Here is a 25,100-nt window from a genome sequence, read left to right on the forward strand (position 1 = left end):
CGGGGTGCGCCGGCAGGTCAGGGGCGTCCATCGAGCCGTCCCTCCTCCGGCCCGTCGGCCGGACATCGGGGCCGCGGGGACTGCGGCCGGGGTGGTTGGACCGGGTCGGCGGGACCCGGCGCGTGCGCGCCTGCGAGCGGTTCGACCTCGTCGGGCCGGAAGTAGTGGAAACGGCCGTACCAGCCGTGCAGTTCGGCCGCGGGATCGTCGTCGACGGTCACCGCGAGGTGCACGCTGCCGTCCACGTCGTGGAAGACCGCCGCCACCTGCGCGGTCCGGCCGGCCAGGAACATGTCCTGGGCGTCGGCACCCCGGCCGCGCGGCCGCAGGCGCACCCGGCTGCCGCCGCCGACGGGGACGCCGTCCACGAACACCGTGTCGGTGGTCGGGGACAGCCCCTCGTCGGCGCCCTCCTGCCACCACGCGGGCCGTTCGGCCGGATCCTCGGCGACGGCGGCGGGCGTGACCGGAGTGAGTGAGCGGATGGCGCCGTGCAGCCGGGCGAAGACCGCCTGGGGCATGCTGTCGACACGGTCCAGGATCTGCGCGGCCCGCGGGTCGGTGGCCCGCGCCTCGGCCTTCTCCTCGTCCGTCAGGAGCATCGTGCGCAGCGTCAGGATCTCGTCGATCTCCGCCGCGTCGTGCAGGTCGCCCGGGCTCTCCGGCGCCACCTGCGGACGGTCCGGGAGGATGATCGGGGAGGACAGGACGACCCGACCGACCGGTCCCGTCTCCTGCGGCTCGCCGCCCAGGACAGGAAAGGTGAACGCGTTACGGCAGTCGCGCACGGGGCCCTGCAGATCCGCGGGCGGATCGATCAGCGAGACGAACTCCACGCCCTCGCCGCCGAGCAGGGTGTGGGCGGCGAGCAGCGCATGCCGCAGCGCATCGCCCCGAGCGGCCCGGGTATCCGGTGCGCGCCCGGTGTTCTCGGTGCGCACCCGCAGCCGGCACACGTCGTCGGTGATCCGCTCGGCCACGACCGTCGTCCGCGCCCGCACCTGTTCGCGTCGCCGCACCACGCGACCGGCACCCCCGGGCAGCGGCTCCGTCCGTTCAGCGGGCGGCGCCCCGGCCTCGGCGCGGCACTCGCCCCGCAGCAGATCGGCGAGCGGCCACTCGAGACCGAGTTCGTGCGGCACCGCCTCGTCGAAGGTGAGATGGGCCGTCCCGTCGTCGGTGCGCAGCGACTCGACCGGGCGGTACCGCCCGTCCGCACCGGCAGCTTGCACCTGCTTGTGCTGCATCTGCAGGTACCGCATCCGCACTCGTACGACCGCTCCGGGCTGCCGCACGCGCACCAGGCACTCGGTCTGCTGGTACCAGGAGTCCGCGGAACCGGAGAGGCCCGGGGTGACGGGCCCGTCCGCCTCCACCCAGTCCCGGGGCAACAGCACCCCGAACTGCCAGCGGACGCGGTTCTTGGCCGAGGAGCGGCGGTACGGGTAGAGCAGATAGCCCTCGTAGAGGACGGCATCGGCGACCGCGCTCACCTGCGCGAAGGCGTCGCCGGACGGGTCGCCTCCCGTCACGGTGGTACACGCCACGCCACTCACGCCGCCCGTCTCGGCCATTCCGCCTCCTTGTCACAGGTGCACCCGCCGATCCCTTCCACCACGGTCACACCCCTCACGGGTGCTCGCCCTTCCGGCGGACCGGGATTGGGCCGGGCGGGGGACAAGGCCGCGTTCGAGGTGCGGGCCCGGCCGACTCGGAGCGTGCGGGAGGCCGGAGTCGGTCACCGGTCCGGGCCGGCGCTCACACCTGTCCTGCCAGGTCGAGGCAGCAGCGGACGAAGTCCTGTACGACCGGATTGCGGTCGTCGGTGGGTGCCCACGCGACGCCCACTTGCGTCGGGCTCACCCCGGTGACCGGTCGGTACACGACGCCGGGCCGGGCGTAGAACCGTGCGGCGGACTGGGGCGCGAGGGCGATTCCGTACCCGTTGGCGATGGCGTTCAGCCAGTCGTCGGGCTGTTCGGTGACCGCGCCGACGCGGACGGGGTGACCCTCGCGTTCGTCGGCGGCCAGCCAGTGGTCGCGCCACGCGCCGGTCTCCTGCGGGGCGGCGACGAACGGCTCGTCCCACAGCTCGCGGAAGGCGATCGTGTCGCGCGCGGCCAGCGGGTGCGTGGCGGGCAGGGCGACCCGGCGCGGCTCGCTGAACAACGGCTCGACGCGCAGGGCATCCTGGCCCGGGAAGGGCAGCCGCAGCAGTGCGACGTCCACGTCCCCGGTGGCCAGTCCGGCGCTCGGGTTCGTCCAGGCCGCCTGGCGCAGCTCGGCGCGCCACCCGGGCCGGCTCCGGCCGAACGCGGCGACGATCTCCTGCGTCGCCTCGTTGGCCGCGCTCGCCAGGAACCCGACCCGCAGCACCCGGGAGGCCTGCCGGTCGGCGGCCCGGGTGGCGCGTCGGGCGCCGTCCCACGCCGTGAGCACCTTCGGGGCGAGACGGGCGAGCTCGCGGCCGGGCCCGGTCAGTGCCATCCCGGCTCGCGAGCGGTCGAACAGCCGTACACCGAGCTGGGTTTCCAGCTGCCGGATCTGCTTCGTGAGCGCCGGCTGGGACACATGGACGCGCTCTGCGGCGCGGGTGAGGCTACCGTCCTCCGCGACGGCCAGGAAGGAGCGCAGAAGACGGGTGTCGACATCCATTCCACCAGGTTATAGACACAGGTATTGGACGGCGTGTCGGCTTCCCGGGGAGGGTGGGGACATGGAACTCGCCTACGTTTTCGTCACCTGTGCGGCCGTCCTGGCCAACGCCGGCATCGCGGCGGCCGACTTCGCCGAGGCGCCGTTCGTCCTCGCCAACTCGAGCGAGGTCGGCGTGCCGGCGGCCTGGCTCCGGCCCCTGGCTCTGCTGAAGGCGGCCGGGGCCGCGGGACTCCTGCTGGGACTGTTGGGCCTTCGCCCCCTGGGCGTCGCCGCCGGTCTCGGCCTGGTGCTGTTCTACATCGGCGCCCTGGCCGTCCACGTACGGGCACGCGTCCTCCACAACATCGCGTTCCCGGGCCTGTTCCTCGTACTGGCCTCGGGAGCGCTGGCGATGGCCGTGATCGTCTAGCGTGGGCGTCATGACGCCGCTGTCGCTGCCCGACGAGGTCCGCCGATCCGTCGAGAGCTACCTGCAGTTGACCGACGAGGCCGTCCCCGGGCTCGTCCAGGGCCTGTATCTGCACGGGTCGCTCACGTACGGCGACTTCCGTCCCGGACGCAGCGACATCGACTTCCTGGCGGTGCTGAGCGAGCGGCCCTCAAAGAAGGCAATGGACGCGCTCCGCGAGGTCTTCGTGGAGCTGAGCAGTCGTCACCCACGACCGTACTTCGACGGGTTGCACGTCACGCACGCGGATCTGGCCGGCTCGCCGAAGGGCTGCCCGGACGTGCCGTGCGTCCAGGAGTGGGACTTCCGGCCCGCAGGTCACTTCAGTCGCAACCCGGTCACCTGGCACGAACTCGCCCAGCGAGCCGTCACCGTACGCGGCCCCCAGCTGACAGCGGACGATGTATGGACGGACCGGACCGCGCTCCGCGCCTACAGCCACGCCAACCTCGACGAGTACTGGAAGTCGAAACTCGATGAACTCCGCGCCGGACAGGAGTGGGTCTTCGACGGCCCGGTCGAGCGGGGCGAGTGGGTCACCGAGTGGTTCGTGCTCGGTATCGCGCGCCTGCACCACATGCTGGCCACCGATCGGCTCACCTCGAAGACCGGGGCCGGGCACCATGCCCTGACCGCATTCGACGAGCGCTGGCAGCCGATCGTCCAAGAAGCGCTGCGGATCCGCGAAGGCACCGCCACCTCCAAGTACGAGGGTGACCCGATCGCCCGCCTGCGGGACACGATCGCGTTCGCCGCAATGGCGATCGAGGAGGGCCTGCGGCTCGGCCCCTGAAGTGTGCAGCTCGCCCCTGGACGCGTGCAGGCGCTCTCACGGCAGCCGCTCCAGCGCCACCAGCGCCGCGTCGTCGCCGAGGTCGCCGTCGACGTGGTGCAGGAGGGCGCGGCGCAGGGCGGAGACCATGGCCGGAAGCGGGCGGTCCGCGTGGGTACGGGCGTGCGCGGGGAGGTCGTAGAACCGGCCCAGTCGGTCCCGGGCCTCGATGAATCCGTCCGTGTACAGCAGGAGCCGGTCGCCCGGGGTGAAGGGCAACGTCGTCGCGACCGGTGCCGCGGCCAGGAGGTCGCCGAGGCCGAGTGGTGGCCCGGGCCGGTCGGGCAGGTGGGCTTGGACCCGGCCCGCGCGCATGACGAGCGGCTCGGGATGACCGCAGTGGACGATGCGGGCCGATGCCTCGCCGGGCGGGAACTCCACCAGCAGGGCGGTCGCGAACCGCTCCGTGAACAGTGCCTGCGTGCCCTGGCCGTCCAGCGTCGCGATCTGCCGTCGGGCGCGCTCGTCCAAGCCCTGGGCCACCGTCGCCAGGGAGGCCTCACGGTCGGCCAGCTCCCGGAACGCGCCGAGCAGGTTCGCGGAGGCCCCGACGGACGTCAGTCCCTTGCCCCGCACGTCGCCGATCAGGATCCGGGTGCCGTACGGCGTCTGCAGGGCCTCGTAGAAGTCGCCGCCGATCCGGGCCTCCGACTCGGTCGGCAGATACACGCCGCACAGGGCCAGCGAGCGGATCCGCCCCGGCAGCGGGTGCATCAGCGCACGCTGGGCGGTCTCCGCGACGGAGCGGACCTGGCGCAGCTGCCGTTCCCGGCGCCGGCGCAGCGAGCAGGTGGCGAGCGAGGCGAGCCCGACCACGGCCAGGGTGCCCAGGATGACGTCCGAGTCCGGCCGGCCGAGCTGTCCCGCGACCGTCTGCAGCAGCGCCGTCACCGAGAGCGCCGCGCAGGCGAGCGTCGCCGTCGCCCACACGGGGAGCAGGGCGGCGGCCAGGACCGGCACGGCGGCCATCGCCGGCGAGACGTGCAGCCAGTCCGGTGTCAGCAGGTCCGTGAGGGCGACGACCACCAGGAGCAGGACGGGGGTCAGGGTGAGCGGCAGCCTGCTCCAGGCGGGCGGGGTACGGCCGGTGATGTCGGTGGGCGCGGTGTTGCCGTACGGGTGATCCGTGGGGTGAGAGGTCATCGTCGCCGTGAGGGCCGCAGCGGGCTGAGCACCCGGTGCCGTCGGGTCGGGGTGGGCACGGACGTGGTCAGGCAGGACAGCACCGCGTCCAGGTGATGGACGAGATGGCGGTCCGCTTCGCGGTCGACCGGTGAATCACGGCCGGGTCTGTCGAGGCGGGCGAGGGCGTGACGGGCCGCCGGCAGCGCGGGATGGGGCCGCCCGCCCCGGCAGCCGTAGACACACAGGGCCGTCGTGCGCAGCAACCGTGCGTACGGTCCGGCGAACCCGTCGGCGGCGGGAGTGTCCTCGCCCCGAGGGCCGGCCCGGCTCACCGCGGGGCGCGTGTCGAGGAGTCGTCCGGCCGCGCACACCTGCTGCTCCACGTCGGCGAGCGTCCGTATGACGCGACGGTCCAGGTGCCAGCGGCGGCGCCGAGCCATGGGGCGTACGTTCCAGCGCACGCTCTCGTGCGCCTCGTCCACGGCGGTACGGGCCTGCGCCAGTGCGACGTCGAGTTCCCGTTCCCAGCCGGAGCCGAGCACGTTCCGCGGCCGCTCCCGCCGGGCGACCGCGTCGGCGAGACCGTCGAGGTGGCGGGCGAGCAGGGTGCGCAGCCTCTCCACGGCGTGCTCCGCGGACCGCACCCGTACGGCCGGGAACAGCAACGCGCTGCACGCCAGGCCGAACGCGATGCCCAGCATGATCTCCGCGAGATGGGAGACCACCTCGGCGGGATGCCGGCCACGGACCAGGGCGAAGGTGATCAGGGCCGTCGTCGGCAGGTGCAGCCCGTGGTGGCCCAGCAGCTCGTGCCGGGCCAGCAGGACGGAGGCGAAGACGACGAGACCCAGACCCGCCATTCCTGGCTCGACGTAGAGGGCGGCGGGTACGGCGACGATCACGCCGAGCAGGCATCCCGCGGCGTACCGGGTCGCGGCGGCGACCGTGCGCACCACCGTCGCCTCGACGATCAGCAGTGCCGCCACGGCGCCCACGTAGGGGTGGGGTGTGTGCAGCAGGTTCACGCACACCTGCCAGGTCAGCCCTGCTGCCACCGTCGCCCGCGCGGCGTCGGCGCAGCCGGCTCGTCCGAAGGGCATAGCGAGGGCGGATATCCGTGCGCTGCGCATGCCTTTCGTGCTCCTTCCCTCTGCCGGACTTCCCGAGCCCGCCTGGACGGGTTCGAGGCAACAGCCCCCCAGGGTAATCGGACAAATAGGGCATCTGGCAAATAAGGAGTGCGTCAGGCCTGTGGTGGGCGGAGAGGGCAGGATTCGAACCTGCGTGGGCCCCGTGGGGCCCGACCTTGAGGCGTGCTCGTAGGTCCCCGATCAGCCACTCCGGGCACCTCTCCCCGTGTCCGGCCTCCGGTTTCCCGTGCCGTTCACATCAACTACGGTGCCAGGCACCGCTGACGTGCCGGTGATGTCTCGCTGACGTGCCGAGCCCCTTGCCGTGCACGGCGGCCGCTGCCGCCCCCCTCGGCGAAGTCACCGGGTTCGGTTCCAATCCCGGTGCGCTGCGCATGTTCCGCGGCGACCGGGTGCGGGACCACGGCCCCGTACGTCCTCGACGTCCACCTGTGCGCCGCCTGCCGGCTCGGCCTCGCCCGCGGGTTCGGCTGACCACGGTCAACTGCCGGTCTGACCGGGGCGGTCCCGCCGTTCGCGCCGCGTTCGGCGGGCCTCCGCCAGCAGGGGCAGCAAGGAGACGACGACGATGAGCGCGACCACCGGCAACAGGTAGTCGTCGACGTGGGACACCGAGGAACCCAGGAGATATCCGGCGAGTACCAGGCTCTGGGACCAGAGCAGTCCGCCGATGGTCTGCCACACGGTGAACGTCCGTACGGGAACGCCGAGTGCGCCGGCCGCCGGGTGCAGCACGGAGCGGAGCATCGGGACGAAGCGGCCGATCACCAGCGCCTTGCGGTATCCGTAGCGGGCCAGCAGTCGTTCCGCCTGGGCCGTACCCTCCTTCACCCGCCGCCGCGAGGTGCGGGCCAGCAGGGGCCGCCCGCCGTGCCGCCCGAGCAGATAGCCCACCTGGCCTCCCGCCACGGCGCCGACGGCCGCGCACAGCAGCACCTGCCACAGCTCCAGCCGCGCCGAGTGCTGAGCGCTCGCCGCGCACAGCACGCCGGCCGGGAACAGCAGCGTGTCACCCGGCAGGAAGAAGCCGACGACCAGCAGACCCGACTCGGCGAAGATCACCATCAGGACGGCCAGCGCACCGAAGGCAGCGAGCAGCGAGGCGCTGTCGGTCGGATTGACCGCGATCACCGCCCTCGCCTCCCGGCCCCGCTCGTCCGTCGCTTCCCTCAAGTGTCACGTGGCCGCGGTCCAGGTGCCCGGACAGCCGGGTGGACGGGACCGCAACGGGCCGGAAACTCTTTTGCCGGGCTCCCTCGCGCGCCCCGAGGCTGACGTCGTGCTCGGATTCGTCAGAACCGACAAACGACGCTCTCGTCTCCTGCCCGGGCGACCCGCAGCGTGCCTTGGCGGCCCACCGTGAGCTGCTGCGCCGCGATTCCGCCGCTGTTGACGCCGTCCGTGCCGGTCCGGGCCGTCACGACCCGGCCGTCCGCGCCGGCCGGGCGCACAGGTGTCGCCCTTGCACCGGCCGCACGCCAGTGCACGGAGCGCGGCCACCCTGACCCGGGCGTCGGCGCCGGCGGCCATGACGATCAGCTGCCCCAAGGACTCGCCGTCGACCGGATGGTCCAGGATGTACTCCAGCTCGCGGATGCCGGAGCTGCGGGTCGGGTGGCCCTGTGCGTCGAGCGGGCCGCCGTCGAGGAGGAAGCCGTAGGCCGTGCGCGACCAACCCGGGGCAGTCCCTGGAACATGCGGCGATCGGCTACCGCAACATGGCCGCCCTGCGCGGCTGGCGGCAGACAGGGTCGGAGGGCCTTCCCACGCCGTCACCAGGCCCTCCGTCCCCAGCCGGACCATTGTCCGGACACCCTCTGTCAGGTCCGTGGCCCCAGCCTTACACTGCCGATCCGCAGTATTTCGGGGGCAGTTGACGGGGGGAGCCCAACATGTCCGATCCGTACGGTCCGTACCAGGGATTCGTCGCACCACCGATGCCCACGGCTCCGCCACCCGCGCCGCCGGACGGCGGGCGGGCGGTCGCCGTGGCGGTACTCAACCTGAGCGGACTCGGCCTCGGGTACGCACTCCTGCGAAGATGGGTCCTGATGGCCGCCTGCCTGGCGTCCACCGTCGTCCTGCTGTTCGTGGCCCTGCCCGCCGACGCCGACGGCGTCCCGGGGGCCGCGCTCACGGGCTACGTCCTGCTCCTGCTCCTGGCCGCCGTCCACGGAGCGATCGCCGGACTGCGCACCCGACTCACCTGGCCGGGCCGAGCGCCCCTCGCCCTCCTGCTCGGCGTGCTGCTGCTCGCCGTACCGGCCGCAGGCGTGGTGTGGTACGACGACGCGCACGAGGAAGCCGTGCAGCAGGCGCTCCTCGGCCGCCTTGAGCAGGCCGACCATCTGGTGACCAAGGCGGGACGGCACAGCTTCGCCACCGACCGGGACGACTACGGCTCGGCCCTGGAGATCTACCGGGAACTGGCGGCCGAGCACTCCGGCTCCCGCGCCGCCGCCCAGGTACCCGACCGGATGCGGAGCTTCTACACCACGGTCGGCGCGGCCTACGGACACCAGGAGTACTGCGACGCGATCGAGCCTCTGAAGTACCTGCGTACGGTGCCCCGCTTCATGCCGAAGAAGGAACTCGGCTCGCTCACCCAGTGGCCCGACGACCGGCTCGCCACCTCGCTGTACGAGTGCGGAACGGCCGGCCTGGCGGCGGGTCGGGCCGACTGGGTCGCACGCTTCGACGACCTGCTGACGACCTTCCCGCAGTCCGAGTCGGCGACCAAGGTCGCACCCGCCGTGGACGCGGCGGTGAAGAAGGCCGAGAAGGACGTCCACGGCGACGCACCCTGCAGCGCCGTCGAGAAGCTGCGAGACCTGAACACTCGGATCACCGACCTCTCCGGGTCGGCCGGGAACGGGGTCGGCGGTCTCACGAAGTCCGCCGACCGGGCCGACCGGAGCGGTGACGCGGGGGAGTACGCCTGCGGCGTCGACCAGTACAAGGACGGCGACTTCGACGCGGCCCAAAAGACCATGGAGCAGTACGTCTCCGACAACAAGAGCGGCAAGAACCGGGATCGGGCCAAGAAGATCGCCATCGGAGCCGAGGTGGCCCAGACCCTGCCGGCCGCCGGGAAGAAGCTGCCCACCACCGCCTCCGGCGGCAGCATCACCGTCACGGTCAAGAACGACAGCCCCGACGACGTCACCGTCCTCTACACCGGACCGGTCACCGGCAGCTTCACACTCAAGGGGTGCGGCAGCTGCAAGTCGTACGGCCTCGCCGACACGCTGAGGATCGGCTTCAAGCCCTGCAACGGCGGCAAGAACTACCCGCAGCGGACGCTCAGCCTTCCCGTCGGGACCACGTACTTCGTGCACAAGCCGCACGGCGACAGCACCGCCACACCGGCCTCGGACACGGCCAAGCTCCGGTCCGGGTACATCTACACGGAATGCGCCTACACGACACGGACGTTGGGCTCCAGCTACTGACCGTGCGGGGCGGGCCGAGGCCCGCCCCGCCGCTCGTCAGTCCCGCCGGCCTGCGCGACGGCGTACCACCAGGACGGTGCCCGTGCCGAGGACCACGGCCCCGACCGCGGCTGCCGTGAGCGGCAGGACCGAGCCGGTGCCGGTGCTCGCCAGGTGACCGCCCGTGGAGTAGGAACCCGAGGTGCCGGTGGTGGTGCCGCCCGTGGCGCTGGAGGAGGAGCCGGAAGCCGAACCTGAACTGGATCCGGACCCGGACCCGGAGCCGGTGCCGGAACCGGATCCGCCGGTGGACCCCGTGGCGGAGCCCCCGGTGGAGCCCGTCGAGCCGCTGCCGCCCGTGGAGCCGTCACCGGAGACGTCGAGCAGGATGTCCGCGGTGTCGTTCGCCTTCTCGGTGTCGAACGGCCGGGGCTCTCCCGCGAGTGCCACCGAGCCCTTGGCCCCGGACACCACCTTGTTGATCTTCAGCCGGAACTCGTACGTCTCCCCGCTGTTCTCGTCGACCCACGCCTCGCTGGTGCCGCACTCGTACGTCCGCGAACCCACGCTCTTGCAGAACCCGTCGGTCTTGGTGACCGACGTACCGGCCGGCACCTTGATGTGCACGCGGGTCGCCCCCGAGCCGATCTCCCGGAGTACCCAGCCCGGCCCGGCGTTGGTGAACTGCACCACCAGCGGGACCGTGTCCCCGACCTTGCCCTTCAGCCGGGCGCCGGTCACCTGGAAGTCGGCCGTGTTCTTCGCGGTCACCTTCACGGTCGCCGCGTCCCACTCCTCGTGCCGGGCGGAGCCCGGGGCGGCCGGGGTCTCGTCGGGCCGCTCGACGAGCTTCACCGCCGGGCCCGTACCCCGCACGGGCGGCGGGCCGGCGTCCGTGAACGCGGGATCGTACGTGGCGACCGTCACCCGCAACTCGTCGTACAGGGCGCGGTCGAGTGCCTTCAGGGCCAGGGTCCGGTCGGGCGTGTAGACGACGCCGGGCTCCACCTGCTGGTCGAACTCGCAGACCACGTCCGAGGAGCTGGGCGCCTCGTCGAAGGACGGGATCTCGTAGCGCAGGCAGTTGGAGGGCACCTCGGTGTGGCTGAGCCCGCGGGTGACGGAGTACGACATCCAGACCTTGTCGAGCGCCACGGTGCCGGTGTTGGTGAAGGAGGCCGGGACCTTGAGCTCGCTGCCGGGTCGCACTCCGTCGATCGGGGCGATCCTGCCCAGCACCAGACCGGGTCTCGCGTCCGTGGCGCCGGCGGGCGCGGCACCGAGCGCGATCAGGGCGACGGCGCCGACGGCACCGGCGGTCCGGCGAAGTAAACGGGGGCCGGAGAGCGTGGGGGGCATGAAATCCTCTGTATGAATGGGCTGCTTCGGACAGCTGAACTGTCCGGGAACGGGCGTTCCCGCACAGGAGACCTCCGTCACCGTCCATGGGTTGTACCGAGCCCGACCGCAGGTCACTGCCTCGCGTGCCGAACCAGCCACTCCAGAGCCGCGGCCGCGTCGCTCAGGACGGAGAGGTGGCCGTCGTCCGGTCGAAGCCGGAGTTCCGAGCGCGGGCAGCGGTTCGCCAGCCACTCGCCGTGCGTGCTGGGCACGATCCTGTCCTGACCCCCGTGCAGGACGAGGACCGGCGCGGTGACCGACCCGGGGTCGCAGCCCCACGCGTGGACGTAGGCGAGGTCGTCGTCGACCAGCCCGCCCGGACCGGCGGCCACGGCCGGCTTGACGACTTCCTCGAACCAGGACCAGTCACCGGCCAGGGCCGCGTGGTCGGCCGGGGTGAACATCTCTGGGTCGTACAGCGCCTCCGTCTCGTACCGCTCTTTGGCCTGGCGGCCGGCCGTTGCCGCGGTCAGTGAGGCCCGGCAGGACGCGGCCATGCCCGCGAACCAGTCGAGCCCCTCGGCGTCGAACGGGGCCAGACCCGACACCTCGACCACGCCGAGCACCCGCTCCGGCAGTACGGCGGCACACGCCAGGGCGTGCGAGGCGCCCCCGGAGTGACCCATGACGGCGAACCGGTCGATGCCGAGGGCGTCGGCGATGTGGGTGACGTCGGCGGCGGCCGATGCGATGCTGCGGGCGTCGAGCGGGGTCGAACCGCCGTATCCGGGGCGGTCGTACGACACCCAGCGGACCCCGAGCCGGGCGGAGGCGGGGAAGAGGGGCCTGGGCGGCAGGCCCACGTTGGGTGTGCCGTGATGCCAGAAGACGGGGAGAGCGCCGGATCCGCCGGCGCCGGTGTCGTAGACGTGCAGTCTGCGCCCGTCGGGCAGCTCCAGGTCGGATTCGGTCACGTGGACGTTCGTCACTGCGCGGGTCCTTCCGGGTGGGTGCCGGGTGCTCGGCTGCGTAACTGACCCCGCGGACTCCCGGAACTCATCGCTCGGCAGAGTGGGCGACGGTCCGTGAGGCCGGCACCCTCAGGACCGTACCGAGCGGAGCGGCCGGACCGGTCGTCCGGGTCTTCTGCGCTCCAGCCATTCCTGATACGCCGGGGCCTGATGGGCCGCCTCCCAGTAGGACTCCTCCAACTCGACGACGCCGTTGTCGAGTTCGGCCGCCGTTCGGGCCGCGAGCAGCAGCCGTACCCCTATCGGGTCGCCCTGCAGCGGGCGGATGGCGAGGTCGGGGCGGGGGCGCGCGGTCGGCTGGCTGACCGTGACGACCTCACCGATGGCGGCCAGGGAGTAGGCGCTGAGATAGTCGCCGTGCAGCAGGTCGGGTTCGATCCCTGCCTTGCGCAGCACCCGGCACAGCCCGTCCCATTCGCCGTCGACCGTGGAGTCGATCATCCAGCGCTCGTGGGCGAGGTCGGTCAGGGGTATCTCGTGCTGCGCCGCCGCGGGGTGGTCGGCGGCCAGGGTGACGAACTGCGGTTCGCGCTCCACCAGGACCCGCAGGCGCAGTCCGGCCGGAACACGCAGCGGGCTGCCCTCGACCTCGTGCACGAAGGCCAGGTCGAGCCTGCCCTCGGCGACCATCAACAGCAGGGAGTTCGCGGACACGTCCATCTGGAGGCTGGGCTCGACCGGGGGGACCCGGGCGCGCAACCGGCGGAGCCAGCCCGGCAGGGCCCGGCTGGCCGTGGCCCCGATGCGCAGCCGGGGACCGCCCGCGGCACGAGCGGCCGCTGCCCTCGTCTCGGCCACGAGCGCGGCGAGTTCGGCGACGAGCGGCCGGGCGCGGCTGACCACGAGGTGTCCCAGCGGGGTGAGGCGGCTGCCGGTACGGTCACGGGTGAAGAGCCGGCCGCCGAGCGTGTGCTCGATGCGGCGCAGCTGGGTGCTCAACGAGGGCTGGGCCATGCCCAGTTCGCGAGCGGCCTGGTGCAGACTGCCGGCGTCGGCGATGGCGCACAGGACGCGCAAGTGCCTCACCTCGAGCTCCATGCACGGAGCGTAAGGGCAGTGGCTGATGAGGCGCCAGATGTTCAAACACCAACGGATCGGCCGGAGTTGGGCGTGATAGCCGGACGCTATCCCCAGTTGCCATCATCCGCCGACTGCCGGTCCGGCGGAAACTCAGGGTCAACCGATCGTTCACCACCCCACACGAACGAGTAGGAGCACCCCCCACATGACGTCGACCCGTACGTCCTCCCCTTCCGTGAAGGCCTCCAGGAGAGCGCTGGCGCTCGGCCTGGGTCTGGCGTTCGCGGCACTGGGCACCGCGATCCCGGCGAGCGCCCGGACCAGCGGTTCCACGGCCATACCGCACGCCCGCTACACGGGCCCGGCCGGCGAGGCGGGCAACAACAAGGCGTTCTTCGAGGCCGTGCTGGCCTCGGTCGCCAAGAAGCAGGCGGCACACCCGGGCCTGCGGTCGGTGACCGTCTACTACGACGCCTCCCAGGCGCCGAGCTTCCGTTCGCAGATATCGAGCGCCGCGTCGATATGGAACAGCTCCGTCTCGAACGTCAAGCTGCAGGCGACCTCGGGCGGCGCCGACTTCGCCTACTACGAGGGCAACGACCCCGAGGGGTCCTACGCCTCCACGGACGGCCACGGCAACGGCTACATCTTCCTCGACTACGCGCAGAACAGGCAGTACGACTCGATCCGCGTCGCCGCGCACGAGACCGGTCACGTGCTGGGGCTGCCGGACCACTACAGCGGCCCGTGCAGCGAACTGATGTCGGGCGGTGGCCCCGGCCCGTCCTGCACCAACCGCTACCCGAACGCGGCCGAGCGCGCCCGCGTGAACCAGCTGTGGGCGGGCGGCCTCGCCAAGGCGCTCGACAAGCTGGACAAGGTGCACTGATCTGCAACATGGTGCACTGACCCGGACCAAGGCGCACTGACGCACGACAAGGTGCGCCGACCGTCCGAGACCCATCCGTCTGCGACCGGAGGGGGCCGTGCCACCCGGGCACGGCCCCCCTCACGCGGGTTCGTGGCCGCCGGCCGACTGGTCCCCGCGGTCGACGACCTCGGCGAAGTACGGCCAGCCGTCCACCGCCACGGTCCGCACCGCCGGCTGTGCCTCCAGGGCGGGCATCGCGGCGTCCAGGAGGCGGCGTGCCGTCCCGGGCTCGTAGAGGTTGAGGTGGCTGCGGTCCGGCAGGCGCACCACGGTGCCCGACTCGAAGTAGGTGTTCGAGACAACCCCGTTCGTGCGGGGAACAAAGACCAGGGAAAGCCGGCGGCCGGTGTCCTCGGTGATTCCGCCGGTGATGAAGGAGAGAGTGAGGCGGCAGTCGCCGTAAGCGGGCCTGATGTGCTGCCGGACGGTCCAGTACCAGACCGTCTCACCCAAGACGAGGCGACGGAGACGGCGCTCCTTCCTCACGGCCGGTCGAACCAGGCGAGTGCCGCGATGCGCCAGCCGTCAGGAGTGCGCACGAACTGCAGGGTCTTGGTACCGCCGCCCTCGAACGGCTCACCGTTCATGATCCCGGACTTGCGGTACTCACTCACACGGGACGCGATGTCGCCCACGATCTCGGTGTGTTCGGAGGTCTCCCACTCCGAGAACTCGACGAGCCGGCCGTCGGAGAGCAACTGCCGGCGGGGCTCGATGAACTCGTCCACGGTGTAGACGGTGAACTCCGGGCCGGTCATGACGATGACGCCGGAGGGGAGGACGAGCCGTCGGATGCGTGCCACCTCGGCAGGTCTGCCGCCGCGGTTGTCGAAGGCGCCGAAGAACTCGGCCGTCACCGCGTCGATCTCGATCTTGGACACCGTGCGAAGCTACCACGCACCCGAAGGTCCGCACAGGGAAAAGGGGTGGGGCCGGGGTGCCGCCCGGTCGCCGTTGACCGGGCGCTGATTCCCTAGGAGTGCTCGGCCATGCGCTGGGGGCGGGCCTGGTTGAGCTGTGCGGTGAGGAGATGCGCGTCCAGCAGGGCGACGTCGGCCGTGCGGTTGGCCCGTGAGTAGCCCGCGAACATGCGCTTGGTGAGGGTGAGGGCTTCGGGCGGGCGCCGGACGAGCGGGCGTACCCAGGCGCCCACGGCCGCGTCCAGTTCGTCGAGCGGGGCGACCTTGTGCAGGAGGCCGAGCCGGTGGGCGGTGGCCGCGTCGAAGGTCTCACAGGTGAGCATGAGTTCGCGGATCCTGGCGGCTCCGCCCTCGGCGATCAGGCGGCCCATGGCGCCTCCCCAGGCGGGCGGCAGACCGAGGCCGATCTCGGGCATGCGGAACCGGCAGCTGTCGGCTCCGGCGCGCAGGTCGCAGAAGGAGGCGAGCGCGAGACCGGCGCCCACCACCTTGCCGTGGAGCCTGGCGACAGTGACCGCGTGCGTGTTCTCCAGCGCGTCGCACACGCGGTGAGCCTTGTCCGCGATCCGGCGCATGGCGGCTCCGGTCGGGTCCTCGGCCAGCGCCGCCTGGTACTCGACCCGGTCCGCGCCGAGACAGAAGTCCGCACCTGCGGCAGAGAGGATCAGCACCCGGATGTCGGGCCGGTCGTGGAGGCTGTGGAGGAGGGCGGCGAGGTCGTCGAGGGCGGCGACGGTCAGCGTGCTGTCCTGTGCCGAGGGGTTGAAGCAGGCCCGGAGGACCGGTCCGTCGTGTTCGACGTGCAGCGCCTTGTAGGGGAAGTGGGGGGAGGTGTTGATCATGTCGGTCATGAGAGGGCGACGTCCAGGTTCAGCAGGCGCCGGAAGGCCACACGTGGCGCCCAGGTCGGCCTGCGTACGAGGGTGAGGCGGGGGAAGCGCCTGACCAGCTGGTGGAGCAGGGTCTGTGCCTCCATACGGGCCAGGGGAGCCCCGAGGCAGTAGTGGATGCCACCGCTGAAGGCGAGGTGCGCCGGTTTGCGGTGCAGGTTGAACAGTTCGGGATCCTCGTGCTTGGCAGGGTCCCGGTTGGCCGCGCCCACCATGAGGTGGACCATCTCGTCCTTGCGGACCTCGACGCCGCCGAGGACGCCGTCCCGGGAGGAAACGCGGCTGATGACATGTGTGGGCGGGTCGTAGCGCAACGATTCTTCGACGGCAGCGGGAACGAGTTCGGGGTGCACGGTGAGCCAGTCCCACTGCCGGGGATGTTCCAGCAGCAGGAGAGTCATCGTCGACAGCAGCGTGGCCGTCGTCTCCAGCGCCGCCAGCAGCACGAACAACGCGAGGAAGTAGACCGCCTCGTCCGCCTTGTCCTGGTCGGTCTCCATGGCGTCCCACACCGTGATCCACCGTGAGACGGGGTCGTCGCCGGGTCGGGTCCTGCGTCGGCGCACCAGGTCCATGAAGTAGGTCCGCAGCTCCGCCGTGGCCGCGTCCGACTTCGCCAGCTGGCTGGCCGACGGCAGCAGTTCCTGGGTGAAGACCTGGTCGTGGGTCAGTTCCCGCAGCCGGGGGAAGTCGGCGGTCGGCAGCCCGAGCCAGTGCCCGATGGTGGCGACGGGCAGCTCCTCGCCGACCAGGGCGTTGAAGTCCGCCTCGCCGTCGTGCAGCCGCTCGGCGAGCGAGTCGAGGAGCCTGGTCGTGCTGATGCTCACCGTCCCGCGCAGCTGCTCCAGTGAGGTGCGGTCGAACATGCCTGCCGACCGGCGCACCCAGGTGTGGTCCGGAGGATTGAGCGCGGGCAGTGTCCGGCTCATCTCGCGCGAGGACAGGGCCGTCCAGCGTGTGCCGTCTCCCTGCTGCTCCCGCCATCGTGCGTCGGGCTCCAGCCAGTCACGGCTGCGCAGCACCTGGTCGCACACGTCGAAGGCGGTCACGAGGTGCCCGCCCCAGGGGGCTGCGACGACTCCGCCCCTCGACCGCAGCTCTCCATAGATCGGAAAGGGATTGGCCTGGCCCTTCGCCGTCCTTAAGCGGGAGAACAGCGAAACGGCAAAACGTCTGTCGACGGGCGGAGTTATCGCAATCTCCACGATGTCCCCTTCTTGCTCTCACGTATCAGCCGCCATGCATACCCCCCCGTTTGCTGATACATACAAGATGACTATCGGCGTGGAGAGTTGACTACGTCACTCTCCCCTGGTCCATGCCAGGAACCGGCTGAAGAGACCCGGTTTGGGCTTGGACGCGGCCGGCGCCGCAGGCTGTGGCACGGTGCCCGGGCCGTGGTGCGCGGTGGCCGCGGCAGGCTGCTGCGGTGCCTGGGCGGGCGTCGGCGCCACGGTGCGCGGCGTGAACCGGACCGGCAGCGCCACCAGGGACCGGCTCCAGGGAGCGGGCACCCAGCTCAAGTCCTTGAACGGCACCCGGACCTCGATGTCGGGCAGCCGGTTGAGAAGGGACTCGACGGCGGTGACGGCGATCACGAAGGCCGGGTCCTTGGCGGGGCAGGCGTGCGGCCCGGCCCCGAAGGACAGATGGGCCTTGGCACTGAGCTGCTCGCGGTGCTCCGCCAGCCGGGGATCGGTGTTGGCGGCCGCGAAGGAGATCACCACCGGGTCGTTCGCGCGGAGCATCCGGCCGCCCAACTCCACGTCGTGGGCGGGGTAGTGGGCCGCGTAGTTGGCGATCGGCGCGTAGTTCCACAGGGCCTGGCCGACCGCGTCCTCGACCGGCAGGCCGGTCTGCCAGTCATCGCCGAGGATCAGCGCGCTGCTGGTGCCGATCGTCGCCGAGAGGGGCGCGGTGCCGCCCGAGAGCAGCGTCACGAGCTGGTGCAGCACCTCCTCGTCGGTCAGTGCCGCGGAGTGCTCCATCAGTCGGGTCGTCAGGTCGCTGCCGGGCCTGCGCCGCTTGAGCGCGATCAGCTCCCCGAGCGCCTCGCCCAGCACCTGGTCCGCACCGGCCGTACCGTCGAAGATGCCGCTGATCCCGACGATCACCCGGTCGCCGATCTCGGGCGGGCACCCGAACAGGTCGCTGAAGACCAGCAGTGGCAGCGGCTGCGCGTACTCGGCCATCAGCTCCGCCTGCCCGAGCCGGTCGGAGCTGAACCGGCTGACCAGGTAGTCGGCGGACTGCTGGGTCTGCCGGACCAGCTGGATCTCGTTGACGGTGGCCAGACTGTCGGTGACGGCCTGGCGGAGGCGGGCGTGTGCCGCTCCGTCGCTGAACAGCGCGTTGGGCCGGTACCCCATCATGGGCAGCGCCGGGCTGTCCTCGGGCACCCGCCCCTCGTTCAGCGCCCGCCAGCGCCGCGAGTCCCGGACGAACGAAGCGGGGTTCTGCAGGATGTACAGGGCGGCGTCGTAGCTGGTGACCAGCTCGACCTCCACGCCCGGGGCGATGTCGACCGGCGCACTCGGCCCGAGGCTGCGCAGGTACGCGTAGGTGGCGTCGGGATCGGAGCCGAACTGCGGGCCGTAGAGCGGAACATTGCCGTGCGCAGGGCAGCCGGGCGGTGGCCCTTGTATGCCGGGACGCTGCTGCATGTGGGGGAGGCTCCTAGTCGAGAAGGGACAGTAGGTGGTGAACGAGGGTGATGAGGGCCTGCGCCGACGACTGCTGGTCCCGTACGTCGCAGGAGACGACGGGTGTCCGGTCGGACAGGTTCAGCGCCTCGCGGATCTCCGCGAGCGGGTAGTTGGTCGTGTCGTCGAAGTGGTTGACGCCGATGGCATACGTCAGGCCGAACCGTTCGACCAGGTCCAGGACCGGGAAGGACTCCGACAGCCGTTCCGGGTCGACGAGGACGAGCGCGCCCAGTGCCCCCCTGGACAGCTCCTCCCACATCTCCTTGAAGCGCTCCTGACCCGGCGTGCCGAAGAGGTACAGCACCACCTCGTCACTGATGGTCAGGCGGCCGAAGTCCATGGCGACCGTCGTGGTGGTCTTGTCCGGAGTCCCTGACAGATCGTCAAAGCCCAGGCTGGCTTCGGTGATCTCCTCTTCGGTCCGCAGGGGCTCGATCTCGGAGATGCTGCCGATGCACGTGGTCTTCCCGACCCCGAAGTGCCCCACCACGAGGATCTTCACCGCCGTGAGGACACCTGAATCCAGGTACACGAATCACGCTCCGAATCGGGCTTTGAGGCCGTCGAGTACGGCGTTGAGCACTTCTCGGTCGACACGTTCGGCGCGGGGCACGGGCTTCCGCGCGATGATGAGACCGCTCTCCTCCATCTGCGCCAGGAGAATCCGCACGATCCCCAGGGGCAGATGCGTGTGGGCGGCCACTTCGGCGACGGAGAGAAAACCTTCCGTCACCAGCTCCAGAACCTGCCTCGCCTCCGGGGAAAGCGTGCGAGCCGAAGCAGTGGCACCCTCTTGCGCGGACACCAGGGTGGTGCGCTCGTAGGCATTGTCCGGGGGCAGGGCTCGCCCGTTCGTGATCACGAAGAGCGGGACTAATGCTGAGGTCAGCTCAAGTTCCTGATCCGGCCCGTCATTCACGTACGGCTCGCCTCCCCGAGTGGTGCCATATATGCGCTCAGCCGGGGCACCACCTGATGCAGCCGGGTGGTGAACTCCTCGATATCGGCATCGTGTTCGGCCGCCGCGGCCAGGAACGCCCCGCGGCCGGCCGAGATGAGAAAGATCCAGCCGTGCTGAAACTCGATCACTGTCTGCCGCCACTGCGCATCCTGGCCCACACCGGCGAACTGCGAGGTGGCCCGGCTGTAGGCGTGAATCCCCGTCATGGCCGCGGAGATGGTGTCCGCCAGGTCCTGGCTCATTCCCGTGGTGGCGCCGCGGGGCAGGCCGTCGGAGCCCAACAGGACTGCGTGGCGGGCGCCTTGCACCTCGGCGACCACCTCGTCGAGGTCCGCGATCGGGATCCCCCTGCCGCCCGTCTCCTGCTGCGCCCGGCCCGCGCCGGACTGCCCGGCGAGGCCGTCCGCGTGCACCCGGGGCGGCGAGGTGAGGTTGTTGCCGAGCCGGGCGACCAGCCGGTGCATGCGGAAGGAGATCTGCTGCATGTCGACGTCCGGCGCCGCGGCCGCCGCCAGGTAGGCGCCCTGCCCGGCGCCGATCAGGAAGATCCAGCCGTGCGAGAACTCGATGATCGTCTGGTTCCACTGCCTGTCTTCCCCCGGCCCGGCGAAGTGGGAGGTCGCACGGCTGAGCGACTGCATGCCGGCCATGGCGGCGGAGATCGTCCGCACGTCCTTCTGGGCCAGGCCGTCGGTCGCGCCCCGGGGAAGGCCGTCCGCGGACAGCAGGACGGCGTGACGCGCCTTCGGCACGTTGTGCACGATGTCCTCGAGCATCCACGACAGGTCTGTGGTCATGCCTCATCGGACCCTTCGGACGGCGCCGAGGCGAGGTTGCGGCCCGAGAGCGTGCCGCGCTGGAAGGCTCCGAGGCTCCGGCCCGCGGCACGGCCTGCGTCCTCCGGCGCCGCGGCGGGCGGCTCCGGGCTGTTCCGGTCGGGAACGCTGGCGATGGGCACCTGGCGGGCGCCACGCCGCGGCAGTCCGTGCGCGGTACGACTGACGGGCTCCGGCCGGCCGACGCTGCCGCGGATACCGCTGACCTGGGAGTCCTCGGCCGGGGCCGCCTCCTCCTCGGTCCACAGCTCCTCCGGTAGCAACACGACAGCGCGCACGCCCCCGTAGCGGGAGACACCGGTCACGTCCACCCGGAATCCGTACTGCTGCGCGAGCAGGCCGATGACGGGGAAACCGAACTTCGGCTGGTTGCCGAGATGCGAGAGACGGGGCCGGAAGTCACCGGAGAGCAACGCGGAGGCCTTCTGCCGGTCCTCGTCGTTCATACCGACACCGGCATCGTCGATGACGATGCACAGGTTCTTCTGCACCCGCTGGAAAGTGACCTCGATCGGCGAACCCTGCTGAGAAAAACTGGCAGCGTTGTCGAGAAGTTCGGCGACGGCGAGCGCGACCGGAGAAACGGCCGATGCCTTCAATGCAAAACCGGTCTGCTGCATGATTTCGACGCGCCGGAAGTTGCGAATCTGACCCTGCGCGCTGCGCACCACGTCATAAACGCTCGCGGGCCTATTGCGGCGACCCAGCGGAGCGCCACACATAACTGCAATACCTTGTGACTTGCGAGCCATCTGCGCATTGGCGTGACCGACTTCCAGCAAATCACTCAGGACGGAATGGCCGCCGTACTTGCGCTGGATTTCCTCAAGAAGCGCCAGCTGTTCCGCGGCAAGGCTCTGCAGAAAGCGCGCGGAACCCTTGAGAACAGCCTTGGTGCTCTCCTCGGCCGCCTCCTCGGCTTCTTGGATGGTCTTGTCGTGCTCGTCCTGGTGCTGCTGCAACTGCGCTCTTAAGGCGGCCAGTTGCACGTCGGCCTCGCTCAGCCGCTGCGTGAGCGCGGCCTCGGCCTGCTGCTTCTTCGCCGCTATGGCCTTGTTGCGACGACTGAGCACCAGGGCCGCGGCGACGGCGATGGTCGTCGCCGCAACCAGGCACCACACGAGTGCGTCTCGATTCATGGAAACCTTTCCTATATGTAGCCTGCAGTCGTCGGCGGACGGATCGGGGGAATCCGTGGCACAACCGCTTGGCACGACTCGGTCGCCGTCGTGTCGAGAACCGGCCCGATCTCAAAACAGCGCCTGAGCCGAGTCGACCAAGGTCGCAGACGCGGGGATGCTATCACTGAGATAGGGGAACCTTCACAACGCGGAGTCGAACGGTAACCGTTGCATGTTCGCCGCAGAGGTTATTGATTGAACGACAGTCAACGGGAGTGCGGCCGAGCCGTGAGGGTGTGGGGTATTTATTAGGCACCATGAAGGACTGATTGCCCTTTCGTGGACTTAACGGACGGCGAGCTGCTGGACGGCTCGACTCAGGACCACCACGCCCGTGACGATCAGTACGGCACCGCATATTTCGGGCACCAGCCACCAGCCCGTGCGGATGCGTTCGCCGAACAGGGCGATACCGAGGGCCAGACTGACCATCGCGTCCCCGATGGTCAGCGCGGGCTGCGCCGCCGCCAGCGGACCGGCCTGCAGGGCGTTCTCCAGCAGGAGCACGGCGACCGCGCCGGTCACCGCGAAGCCGTACGTCTGCCAGGACCGCAGGAACGCCAGGAAGCCGTGGTCGGCGAAGGTACCCGAGGCCGACTTCAGCAGCGCGGCGGTCAGCGCGTTGCCCGTGGCCGAGGCGGCCGCCAGCAGCGCGGCACGGCGCACCGCCGGTCGCCCCCGGCCGGCCGGCAGGACCATGGCGGCCATTCCGCCGAGGCACAGGCCGAGCGCCGGGATCCACCGCACGAGCGGCGCCTGGGAGGTGGCGCCGTGCGGGGCGGCCGCCGTGAGCAGGACGGCCAGGCCCGTCACCACGCCGCCGACACCCCACCAGCCCGAGCGGGGCAGCCGGCGGTGCATCAGCGGCCCGGCGACGAGCAGGGCGAAGGGAAGCTCCAGGATGAACAGCGGCTGGACCAGCGCGAGCGGGCCGTTGACGAGGGCCAGGCTCTGGAACAGCGCGGCGCCGACCACCCCGGTCATGCCGATCAGCCAGGCCGGCCGGCGTACCAGCTCCGCCAGGAGCCGCACCCCGCCGCGACGGCTCGTGGACGCTGCCTTGCGCTGGAACGCCGTGCCGACGGCGTTGCTCGCCGCTCCCGCGACGGCGAACGCCGAGGCCAGTTCGATCACGACCGTCTCCCGCCTGCGGGCACACCTCCCAAAGGAGTTTCGGGCACCCTCAGCCTACGAAAGCCCTCCCCGGGCCGCCGCCGAAGCCGGGCGCGCCTCGTGCCGCGGAGCCCGGACCCGGCCGCCCCGCGCGCCGCGGAGCCCGGGCCGGGCCGACCCGCATGCCCCGGAAGCCGCTTCCGGCCTTACTGCAGCATGCCCGGAATGATCTCCCCGTCCACGGTGCGACGGCCAGGTCCTGCTTGCCGTCGCCGTTGAAGTCGTCGGTGGCCGTGTCGTTGCCCATGTCGTCGTACGACCCCCGGGAGCCCTTGTTCGGCACGGCGGTGCCGCCGGAAAGGCCCGTGCGCGAGCCCCACAGGACGGTGACCGCACCCTCGTCCTTGTGGCTGCCGTCGTCCTCGTGGGGGGCGGACACCGCCAGGTCGCCGTAGCCTTCGCCGTTGAAGTCGGCCGCGGTGCGCACGGTGCCGAAGTCGTCGTCGGTCTCGTCGGTGCCGGGGACGCCCGGGCTCGACTGGTCGATGAACTGGGTCTTCGTGCCGGGCCCGTTCGCGGTCCCGAAGGTCACCAGGACCCCGCCGTCCTTGCGGAGGAGTCGGGGCCGTAGGAGAAGGCGGCATAGTCGCGGTAGCCGTCGCCGTTGAAGTCGTCCGCGTACTTCGCGGGGGCCGCCGGGGCGATCCGGAGACACCCGGTAAGTGGCGAGGGTTGCCCGGGACTTGGGTGAACTTTTGGGGTCGCCGCGGTGTCCGGGGCGGGTCCCCCTCGCGGGTGCCCCTCACACCCGGCTCGACGTCGCCGTGTCCGAGGAAAGCCGCTGGGCGACATAGATCGGGACGACCGACAGCAGAACGAGGACGGCGGCCACGACGTTCACCACGGGCGCCTGCTGGGGCCGGGTCATGTTGTCGAAGATCCAGATGGGGAGGGTCTCGATGCCGGGTCCCGCCGTGAAGGTCGTCACGACGATCTCGTCGAAGGACAGGGCGAAGGCGAGCAGGCCGCCGGCCAGCAGCGCGGAGCGGACCAGCGGGAAGGTGACGTCGGCGAAGGCGCGGAAGGTGGTCGCCCCCAGGTCCATCGCCGCCTCCTCGTACGAGGAGGCCGTACGGCGCAGCCGCGCCACCACGTTGTTGAAGACCACCACGATGCAGAAGGTGGCGTGGCCGACGATCACGGTGAACAGCCCGAGGCCCACACCGAGCGGCGCGAGGACGGTCCCGAAGGCCGAGTTGAGCGCGATGCCCGTGACGATGCCGGGCAGCGCGATCGGCAGGACCACGATGAACGACACCGTGTCGCGGCCGAAGAACCGGTGCCGGGCCACCGCGAACGCGATGAGCGTGCCGAGGACCAGCGCGATCGCGGTGGCGCCCAGGCCCGCCTTCACGGACACCCACAGAGCCTCGCGCGCGCCGGAGTTGTCGAGGGCCACGGACCACCAGTGCAGCGTGAATCCGGGCGGTGGCCAGCTCGCACTGCGGTCGGGGTTCAGGGAGTTGACGAGGACGAGCAGGAGCGGGACGTAGATCACCGCGAAGCCGAGTGCGGCGCCTATGCGCAGGGCGGTGCGCGCGGTGCGGCTGAGATGCATGGCGCTCTTCTCCTACAGGCTGGTCAGGGCACCCGTACGGCGGATCGCCAGCAGGTACAGGACGATCACGAGTACGGGGACGGTGCCGAGCGCGGCCGCCATGGGCAGGTTGAGTTCGATGTTGGAGTACACGAGGTTGCCGACGAGCTGGGTCTTGCCGCCGACGATCTGCACGGTGATGTAGTCGCCGAGACTGAGCGAGAAGGTGAACACGGAGCCGGCGGCCACGGACGGCAGCACCATGGGCAGCACCACCGAACGGAAGGTGCGGCCGGCCTTCGCCCCGAGGTCCGCCGAGGCGTCGAGCAGGTTGCCCGGAAGCAGTTCGAGGGCCGTGTGGATCGGCAGGATCATGTACGGCAGCCACAGGTACGTCAGCGTGAGCACGGTGGCGGGCAGGCCGAAGCCCGGTCCGCTGAGGCCGAAAGGCTTGAGCATCCAGTCGGCGAGGCCGCCCTCGGAGAGGATCAGCCGCCAGGCGTACACCTTCACCAGATAGCTCGCCCACAGCGGGGTGAGGATCGCCACCACGAGCAGCGGGCGCCACTTGGGGCGGGCCACCCGCGCGGTGTAGAAGGCGACCGGAAAGGCGATCACGACGCACAGCACGGTCACCGCGAACGCCACGCCCACGCTGCGCAGGATCACCTGACGGAAGACCGGGGTCGTGAACAGGGCGTGGAAGTTGTCCGTCGACCAGACCTTCACCACCTGGGAGGTGAAGGAGTTGGTCGTCCAGAACGCGGAGACGAACAGGACCGTCAGCGAGCCCAGGTAGAGGACGGTCAGCCACAGCAACGGCGCGGTGAGCAGCAGGGCGAGGCGGAGCCGGGGTCTCGTGTGCAGCGCTCCGGCGAGCCGCCGGACGGTGCCCCGTCCGGCGGCGGGCGTCACTTCACTCGTCACGG

Annotated in this window: 25 protein-coding genes and 1 pseudogene; 4 read left to right on the top strand and 22 right to left on the bottom strand. The window is 71.0% G+C overall.

Annotated elements, in window-relative coordinates; translation table 11 throughout:
• Positions 1–17: 17 nt before the first annotated feature.
• Positions 18–1,574 carry a hypothetical protein gene (locus tag ACIF83_RS23875; protein WP_399729729.1) on the bottom strand — a complete coding sequence of 519 codons (1,557 nt, stop codon included), beginning with the start codon at positions 1,572–1,574 and terminating at the stop codon, positions 18–20.
• A 184-nt stretch (positions 1,575–1,758) separates the two neighbouring features.
• Complete coding sequence (locus ACIF83_RS23880; protein ID WP_393484061.1) at positions 1,759–2,655, bottom strand: LysR family transcriptional regulator; 897 nt, start codon at positions 2,653–2,655, stop codon at positions 1,759–1,761.
• A gap of 61 nt (positions 2,656–2,716) precedes the next feature.
• Between ACIF83_RS23880 and ACIF83_RS23885 the strand changes: the two genes are divergently transcribed.
• A complete protein-coding gene (locus ACIF83_RS23885) occupies positions 2,717–3,067 on the top strand; it encodes a DoxX family protein (protein WP_399729732.1) in 351 nt (116 codons plus the stop codon).
• A gap of 10 nt (positions 3,068–3,077) precedes the next feature.
• Positions 3,078–3,899, top strand: coding sequence for an aminoglycoside adenylyltransferase domain-containing protein (locus ACIF83_RS23890; RefSeq protein WP_399729735.1), 822 nt, complete (start codon positions 3,078–3,080; stop codon positions 3,897–3,899).
• A 36-nt stretch (positions 3,900–3,935) separates the two neighbouring features.
• Here ACIF83_RS23890 and ACIF83_RS23895 read toward each other — a convergent pair whose 3' ends face one another.
• The 4 genes and pseudogenes from ACIF83_RS23895 to ACIF83_RS23910 form a co-directional block, all read right to left on the bottom strand.
• Positions 3,936–5,081 (bottom strand): PP2C family protein-serine/threonine phosphatase, encoded by a 1,146-nt coding sequence (locus ACIF83_RS23895; protein WP_399729738.1) that lies wholly within the window; start codon positions 5,079–5,081, stop codon positions 3,936–3,938.
• Positions 5,078–6,193 (bottom strand): aromatic acid exporter family protein, encoded by a 1,116-nt coding sequence (locus ACIF83_RS23900; protein WP_399729741.1) that lies wholly within the window; start codon positions 6,191–6,193, stop codon positions 5,078–5,080. The genes ACIF83_RS23895 and ACIF83_RS23900 overlap by 4 nt, the downstream gene beginning before the upstream one ends.
• Before the next feature lie 129 nt (positions 6,194–6,322).
• Positions 6,323–6,417 (bottom strand): annotated as a pseudogene (locus tag ACIF83_RS23905).
• Positions 6,418–6,694: 277 nt separating this feature from the next.
• Positions 6,695–7,345, bottom strand: coding sequence for a DedA family protein (locus tag ACIF83_RS23910; RefSeq protein WP_393484243.1), 651 nt, complete (start codon positions 7,343–7,345; stop codon positions 6,695–6,697).
• 761 nt (positions 7,346–8,106) lie between these two features.
• Between ACIF83_RS23910 and ACIF83_RS23915 the strand changes: the two genes are divergently transcribed.
• A complete protein-coding gene (locus ACIF83_RS23915; protein WP_398141207.1) occupies positions 8,107–9,666 on the top strand; it encodes a hypothetical protein in 1,560 nt (519 codons plus the stop codon).
• 36 nt (positions 9,667–9,702) lie between these two features.
• Here the strand turns inward: ACIF83_RS23915 and ACIF83_RS23920 are convergent, their stop codons facing one another.
• The 3 genes from ACIF83_RS23920 to ACIF83_RS23930 form a co-directional block, all read right to left on the bottom strand.
• The gene (locus ACIF83_RS23920; RefSeq protein WP_399729745.1) at positions 9,703–11,004 is read right to left on the bottom strand and encodes a hypothetical protein; all 1,302 of its coding nucleotides are present in this window, start codon (positions 11,002–11,004) and stop codon (positions 9,703–9,705) included.
• A gap of 113 nt (positions 11,005–11,117) precedes the next feature.
• A complete protein-coding gene (locus tag ACIF83_RS23925; protein ID WP_393484077.1) occupies positions 11,118–11,975 on the bottom strand; it encodes an alpha/beta fold hydrolase in 858 nt (285 codons plus the stop codon).
• A gap of 111 nt (positions 11,976–12,086) precedes the next feature.
• On the bottom strand, positions 12,087–13,055 hold the full coding sequence (locus ACIF83_RS23930) for a LysR family transcriptional regulator (RefSeq protein ID WP_393484080.1): 969 nt from the start codon (positions 13,053–13,055) through the stop codon (positions 12,087–12,089).
• 187 nt (positions 13,056–13,242) lie between these two features.
• On the opposite strand from ACIF83_RS23930, the gene snpA reads away from it, so the two are divergent.
• Positions 13,243–13,926 carry a snapalysin gene (snpA, locus tag ACIF83_RS23935; protein WP_398141205.1) on the top strand — a complete coding sequence of 228 codons (684 nt, stop codon included), beginning with the start codon at positions 13,243–13,245 and terminating at the stop codon, positions 13,924–13,926.
• A gap of 120 nt (positions 13,927–14,046) precedes the next feature.
• Here the strand turns inward: snpA and ACIF83_RS23940 are convergent, their stop codons facing one another.
• The 13 genes from ACIF83_RS23940 to ACIF83_RS24000 form a co-directional block, all read right to left on the bottom strand.
• Positions 14,047–14,421, bottom strand: a complete 375-nt coding sequence (locus ACIF83_RS23940; RefSeq protein WP_398141204.1) for a hypothetical protein — start codon at positions 14,419–14,421, stop codon at positions 14,047–14,049.
• 29 nt (positions 14,422–14,450) lie between these two features.
• Positions 14,451–14,849, bottom strand: coding sequence for a DUF4440 domain-containing protein (locus tag ACIF83_RS23945; protein ID WP_398141203.1), 399 nt, complete (start codon positions 14,847–14,849; stop codon positions 14,451–14,453).
• 92 nt (positions 14,850–14,941) lie between these two features.
• A complete protein-coding gene (locus tag ACIF83_RS23950; protein ID WP_393484091.1) occupies positions 14,942–15,739 on the bottom strand; it encodes an enoyl-CoA hydratase/isomerase family protein in 798 nt (265 codons plus the stop codon).
• Positions 15,736–16,983, bottom strand: a complete 1,248-nt coding sequence (locus ACIF83_RS23955; protein ID WP_393484094.1) for a cytochrome P450 — start codon at positions 16,981–16,983, stop codon at positions 15,736–15,738. The genes ACIF83_RS23950 and ACIF83_RS23955 overlap by 4 nt, the downstream gene beginning before the upstream one ends.
• A gap of 96 nt (positions 16,984–17,079) precedes the next feature.
• Entirely contained in the window at positions 17,080–18,441 is a 1,362-nt protein-coding gene (locus tag ACIF83_RS23960) for a cytochrome P450 (protein WP_393484097.1), read from the bottom strand.
• 13 nt (positions 18,442–18,454) lie between these two features.
• On the bottom strand, positions 18,455–19,015 hold the full coding sequence (locus ACIF83_RS23965) for an ATP/GTP-binding protein (protein ID WP_393484100.1): 561 nt from the start codon (positions 19,013–19,015) through the stop codon (positions 18,455–18,457).
• 3 nt (positions 19,016–19,018) lie between these two features.
• Positions 19,019–19,402, bottom strand: a complete 384-nt coding sequence (locus ACIF83_RS23970) for a DUF742 domain-containing protein (RefSeq protein ID WP_145884578.1) — start codon at positions 19,400–19,402, stop codon at positions 19,019–19,021.
• A complete protein-coding gene (locus ACIF83_RS23975) occupies positions 19,399–20,241 on the bottom strand; it encodes a roadblock/LC7 domain-containing protein (protein WP_398141199.1) in 843 nt (280 codons plus the stop codon). The genes ACIF83_RS23970 and ACIF83_RS23975 overlap by 4 nt, the downstream gene beginning before the upstream one ends.
• The gene (locus ACIF83_RS23980) at positions 20,238–21,419 is read right to left on the bottom strand and encodes an ATP-binding protein (RefSeq protein WP_399729753.1); all 1,182 of its coding nucleotides are present in this window, start codon (positions 21,417–21,419) and stop codon (positions 20,238–20,240) included. Before ACIF83_RS23980 ends, ACIF83_RS23975 begins: the two co-directional genes overlap by 4 nt.
• 327 nt (positions 21,420–21,746) lie before the next feature.
• Complete coding sequence (locus ACIF83_RS23985; RefSeq protein WP_399729756.1) at positions 21,747–22,595, bottom strand: DMT family transporter; 849 nt, start codon at positions 22,593–22,595, stop codon at positions 21,747–21,749.
• Between the two features lie 49 nt (positions 22,596–22,644).
• Positions 22,645–23,166: an FG-GAP repeat protein gene (locus ACIF83_RS23990; RefSeq protein WP_399729759.1), complete on the bottom strand. Its 522-nt coding sequence runs from the start codon at positions 23,164–23,166 to the stop codon at positions 22,645–22,647.
• Between the two features lie 210 nt (positions 23,167–23,376).
• Entirely contained in the window at positions 23,377–24,192 is an 816-nt protein-coding gene (locus ACIF83_RS23995) for an ABC transporter permease (protein ID WP_399729762.1), read from the bottom strand.
• Positions 24,193–24,204: 12 nt separating this feature from the next.
• Complete coding sequence (locus ACIF83_RS24000; RefSeq protein WP_399729765.1) at positions 24,205–25,098, bottom strand: ABC transporter permease; 894 nt, start codon at positions 25,096–25,098, stop codon at positions 24,205–24,207.
• Positions 25,099–25,100: the final 2 nt, after the last annotated feature.

It is taken from the genome of Streptomyces sp. NPDC085866, assembly GCF_044541035.1.
Lineage (GTDB): Bacteria > Actinomycetota > Actinomycetes > Streptomycetales > Streptomycetaceae > Streptomyces.

Coding starts and splice junctions, on each gene's coding strand:
- ACIF83_RS23890 (WP_399729735.1), top strand. CDS start 3,078: ATGACGCCGCTGTCGCTGCCCGACGAGGTCCGCCGATCCGTCGAGAGC.
- ACIF83_RS23915 (WP_398141207.1), top strand. CDS start 8,107: ATGTCCGATCCGTACGGTCCGTACCAGGGATTCGTCGCACCACCGATG.
- ACIF83_RS23920 (WP_399729745.1), bottom strand. CDS start 11,004: ATGCCCCCCACGCTCTCCGGCCCCCGTTTACTTCGCCGGACCGCCGGT.
- ACIF83_RS23930 (WP_393484080.1), bottom strand. CDS start 13,055: ATGGAGCTCGAGGTGAGGCACTTGCGCGTCCTGTGCGCCATCGCCGAC.
- ACIF83_RS23895 (WP_399729738.1), bottom strand. CDS start 5,081: ATGACCTCTCACCCCACGGATCACCCGTACGGCAACACCGCGCCCACC.
- ACIF83_RS23995 (WP_399729762.1), bottom strand. CDS start 24,192: ATGCATCTCAGCCGCACCGCGCGCACCGCCCTGCGCATAGGCGCCGCA.
- ACIF83_RS23980 (WP_399729753.1), bottom strand. CDS start 21,419: ATGAATCGAGACGCACTCGTGTGGTGCCTGGTTGCGGCGACGACCATC.
- ACIF83_RS23900 (WP_399729741.1), bottom strand. CDS start 6,193: ATGCGCAGCGCACGGATATCCGCCCTCGCTATGCCCTTCGGACGAGCC.
- ACIF83_RS23875 (WP_399729729.1), bottom strand. CDS start 1,574: ATGGCCGAGACGGGCGGCGTGAGTGGCGTGGCGTGTACCACCGTGACG.
- ACIF83_RS23880 (WP_393484061.1), bottom strand. CDS start 2,655: ATGGATGTCGACACCCGTCTTCTGCGCTCCTTCCTGGCCGTCGCGGAG.
- ACIF83_RS23975 (WP_398141199.1), bottom strand. CDS start 20,241: ATGACCACAGACCTGTCGTGGATGCTCGAGGACATCGTGCACAACGTG.
- snpA (WP_398141205.1), top strand. CDS start 13,243: ATGACGTCGACCCGTACGTCCTCCCCTTCCGTGAAGGCCTCCAGGAGA.
- ACIF83_RS23960 (WP_393484097.1), bottom strand. CDS start 18,441: ATGCAGCAGCGTCCCGGCATACAAGGGCCACCGCCCGGCTGCCCTGCG.
- ACIF83_RS23885 (WP_399729732.1), top strand. CDS start 2,717: ATGGAACTCGCCTACGTTTTCGTCACCTGTGCGGCCGTCCTGGCCAAC.
- ACIF83_RS23950 (WP_393484091.1), bottom strand. CDS start 15,739: ATGACCGACATGATCAACACCTCCCCCCACTTCCCCTACAAGGCGCTG.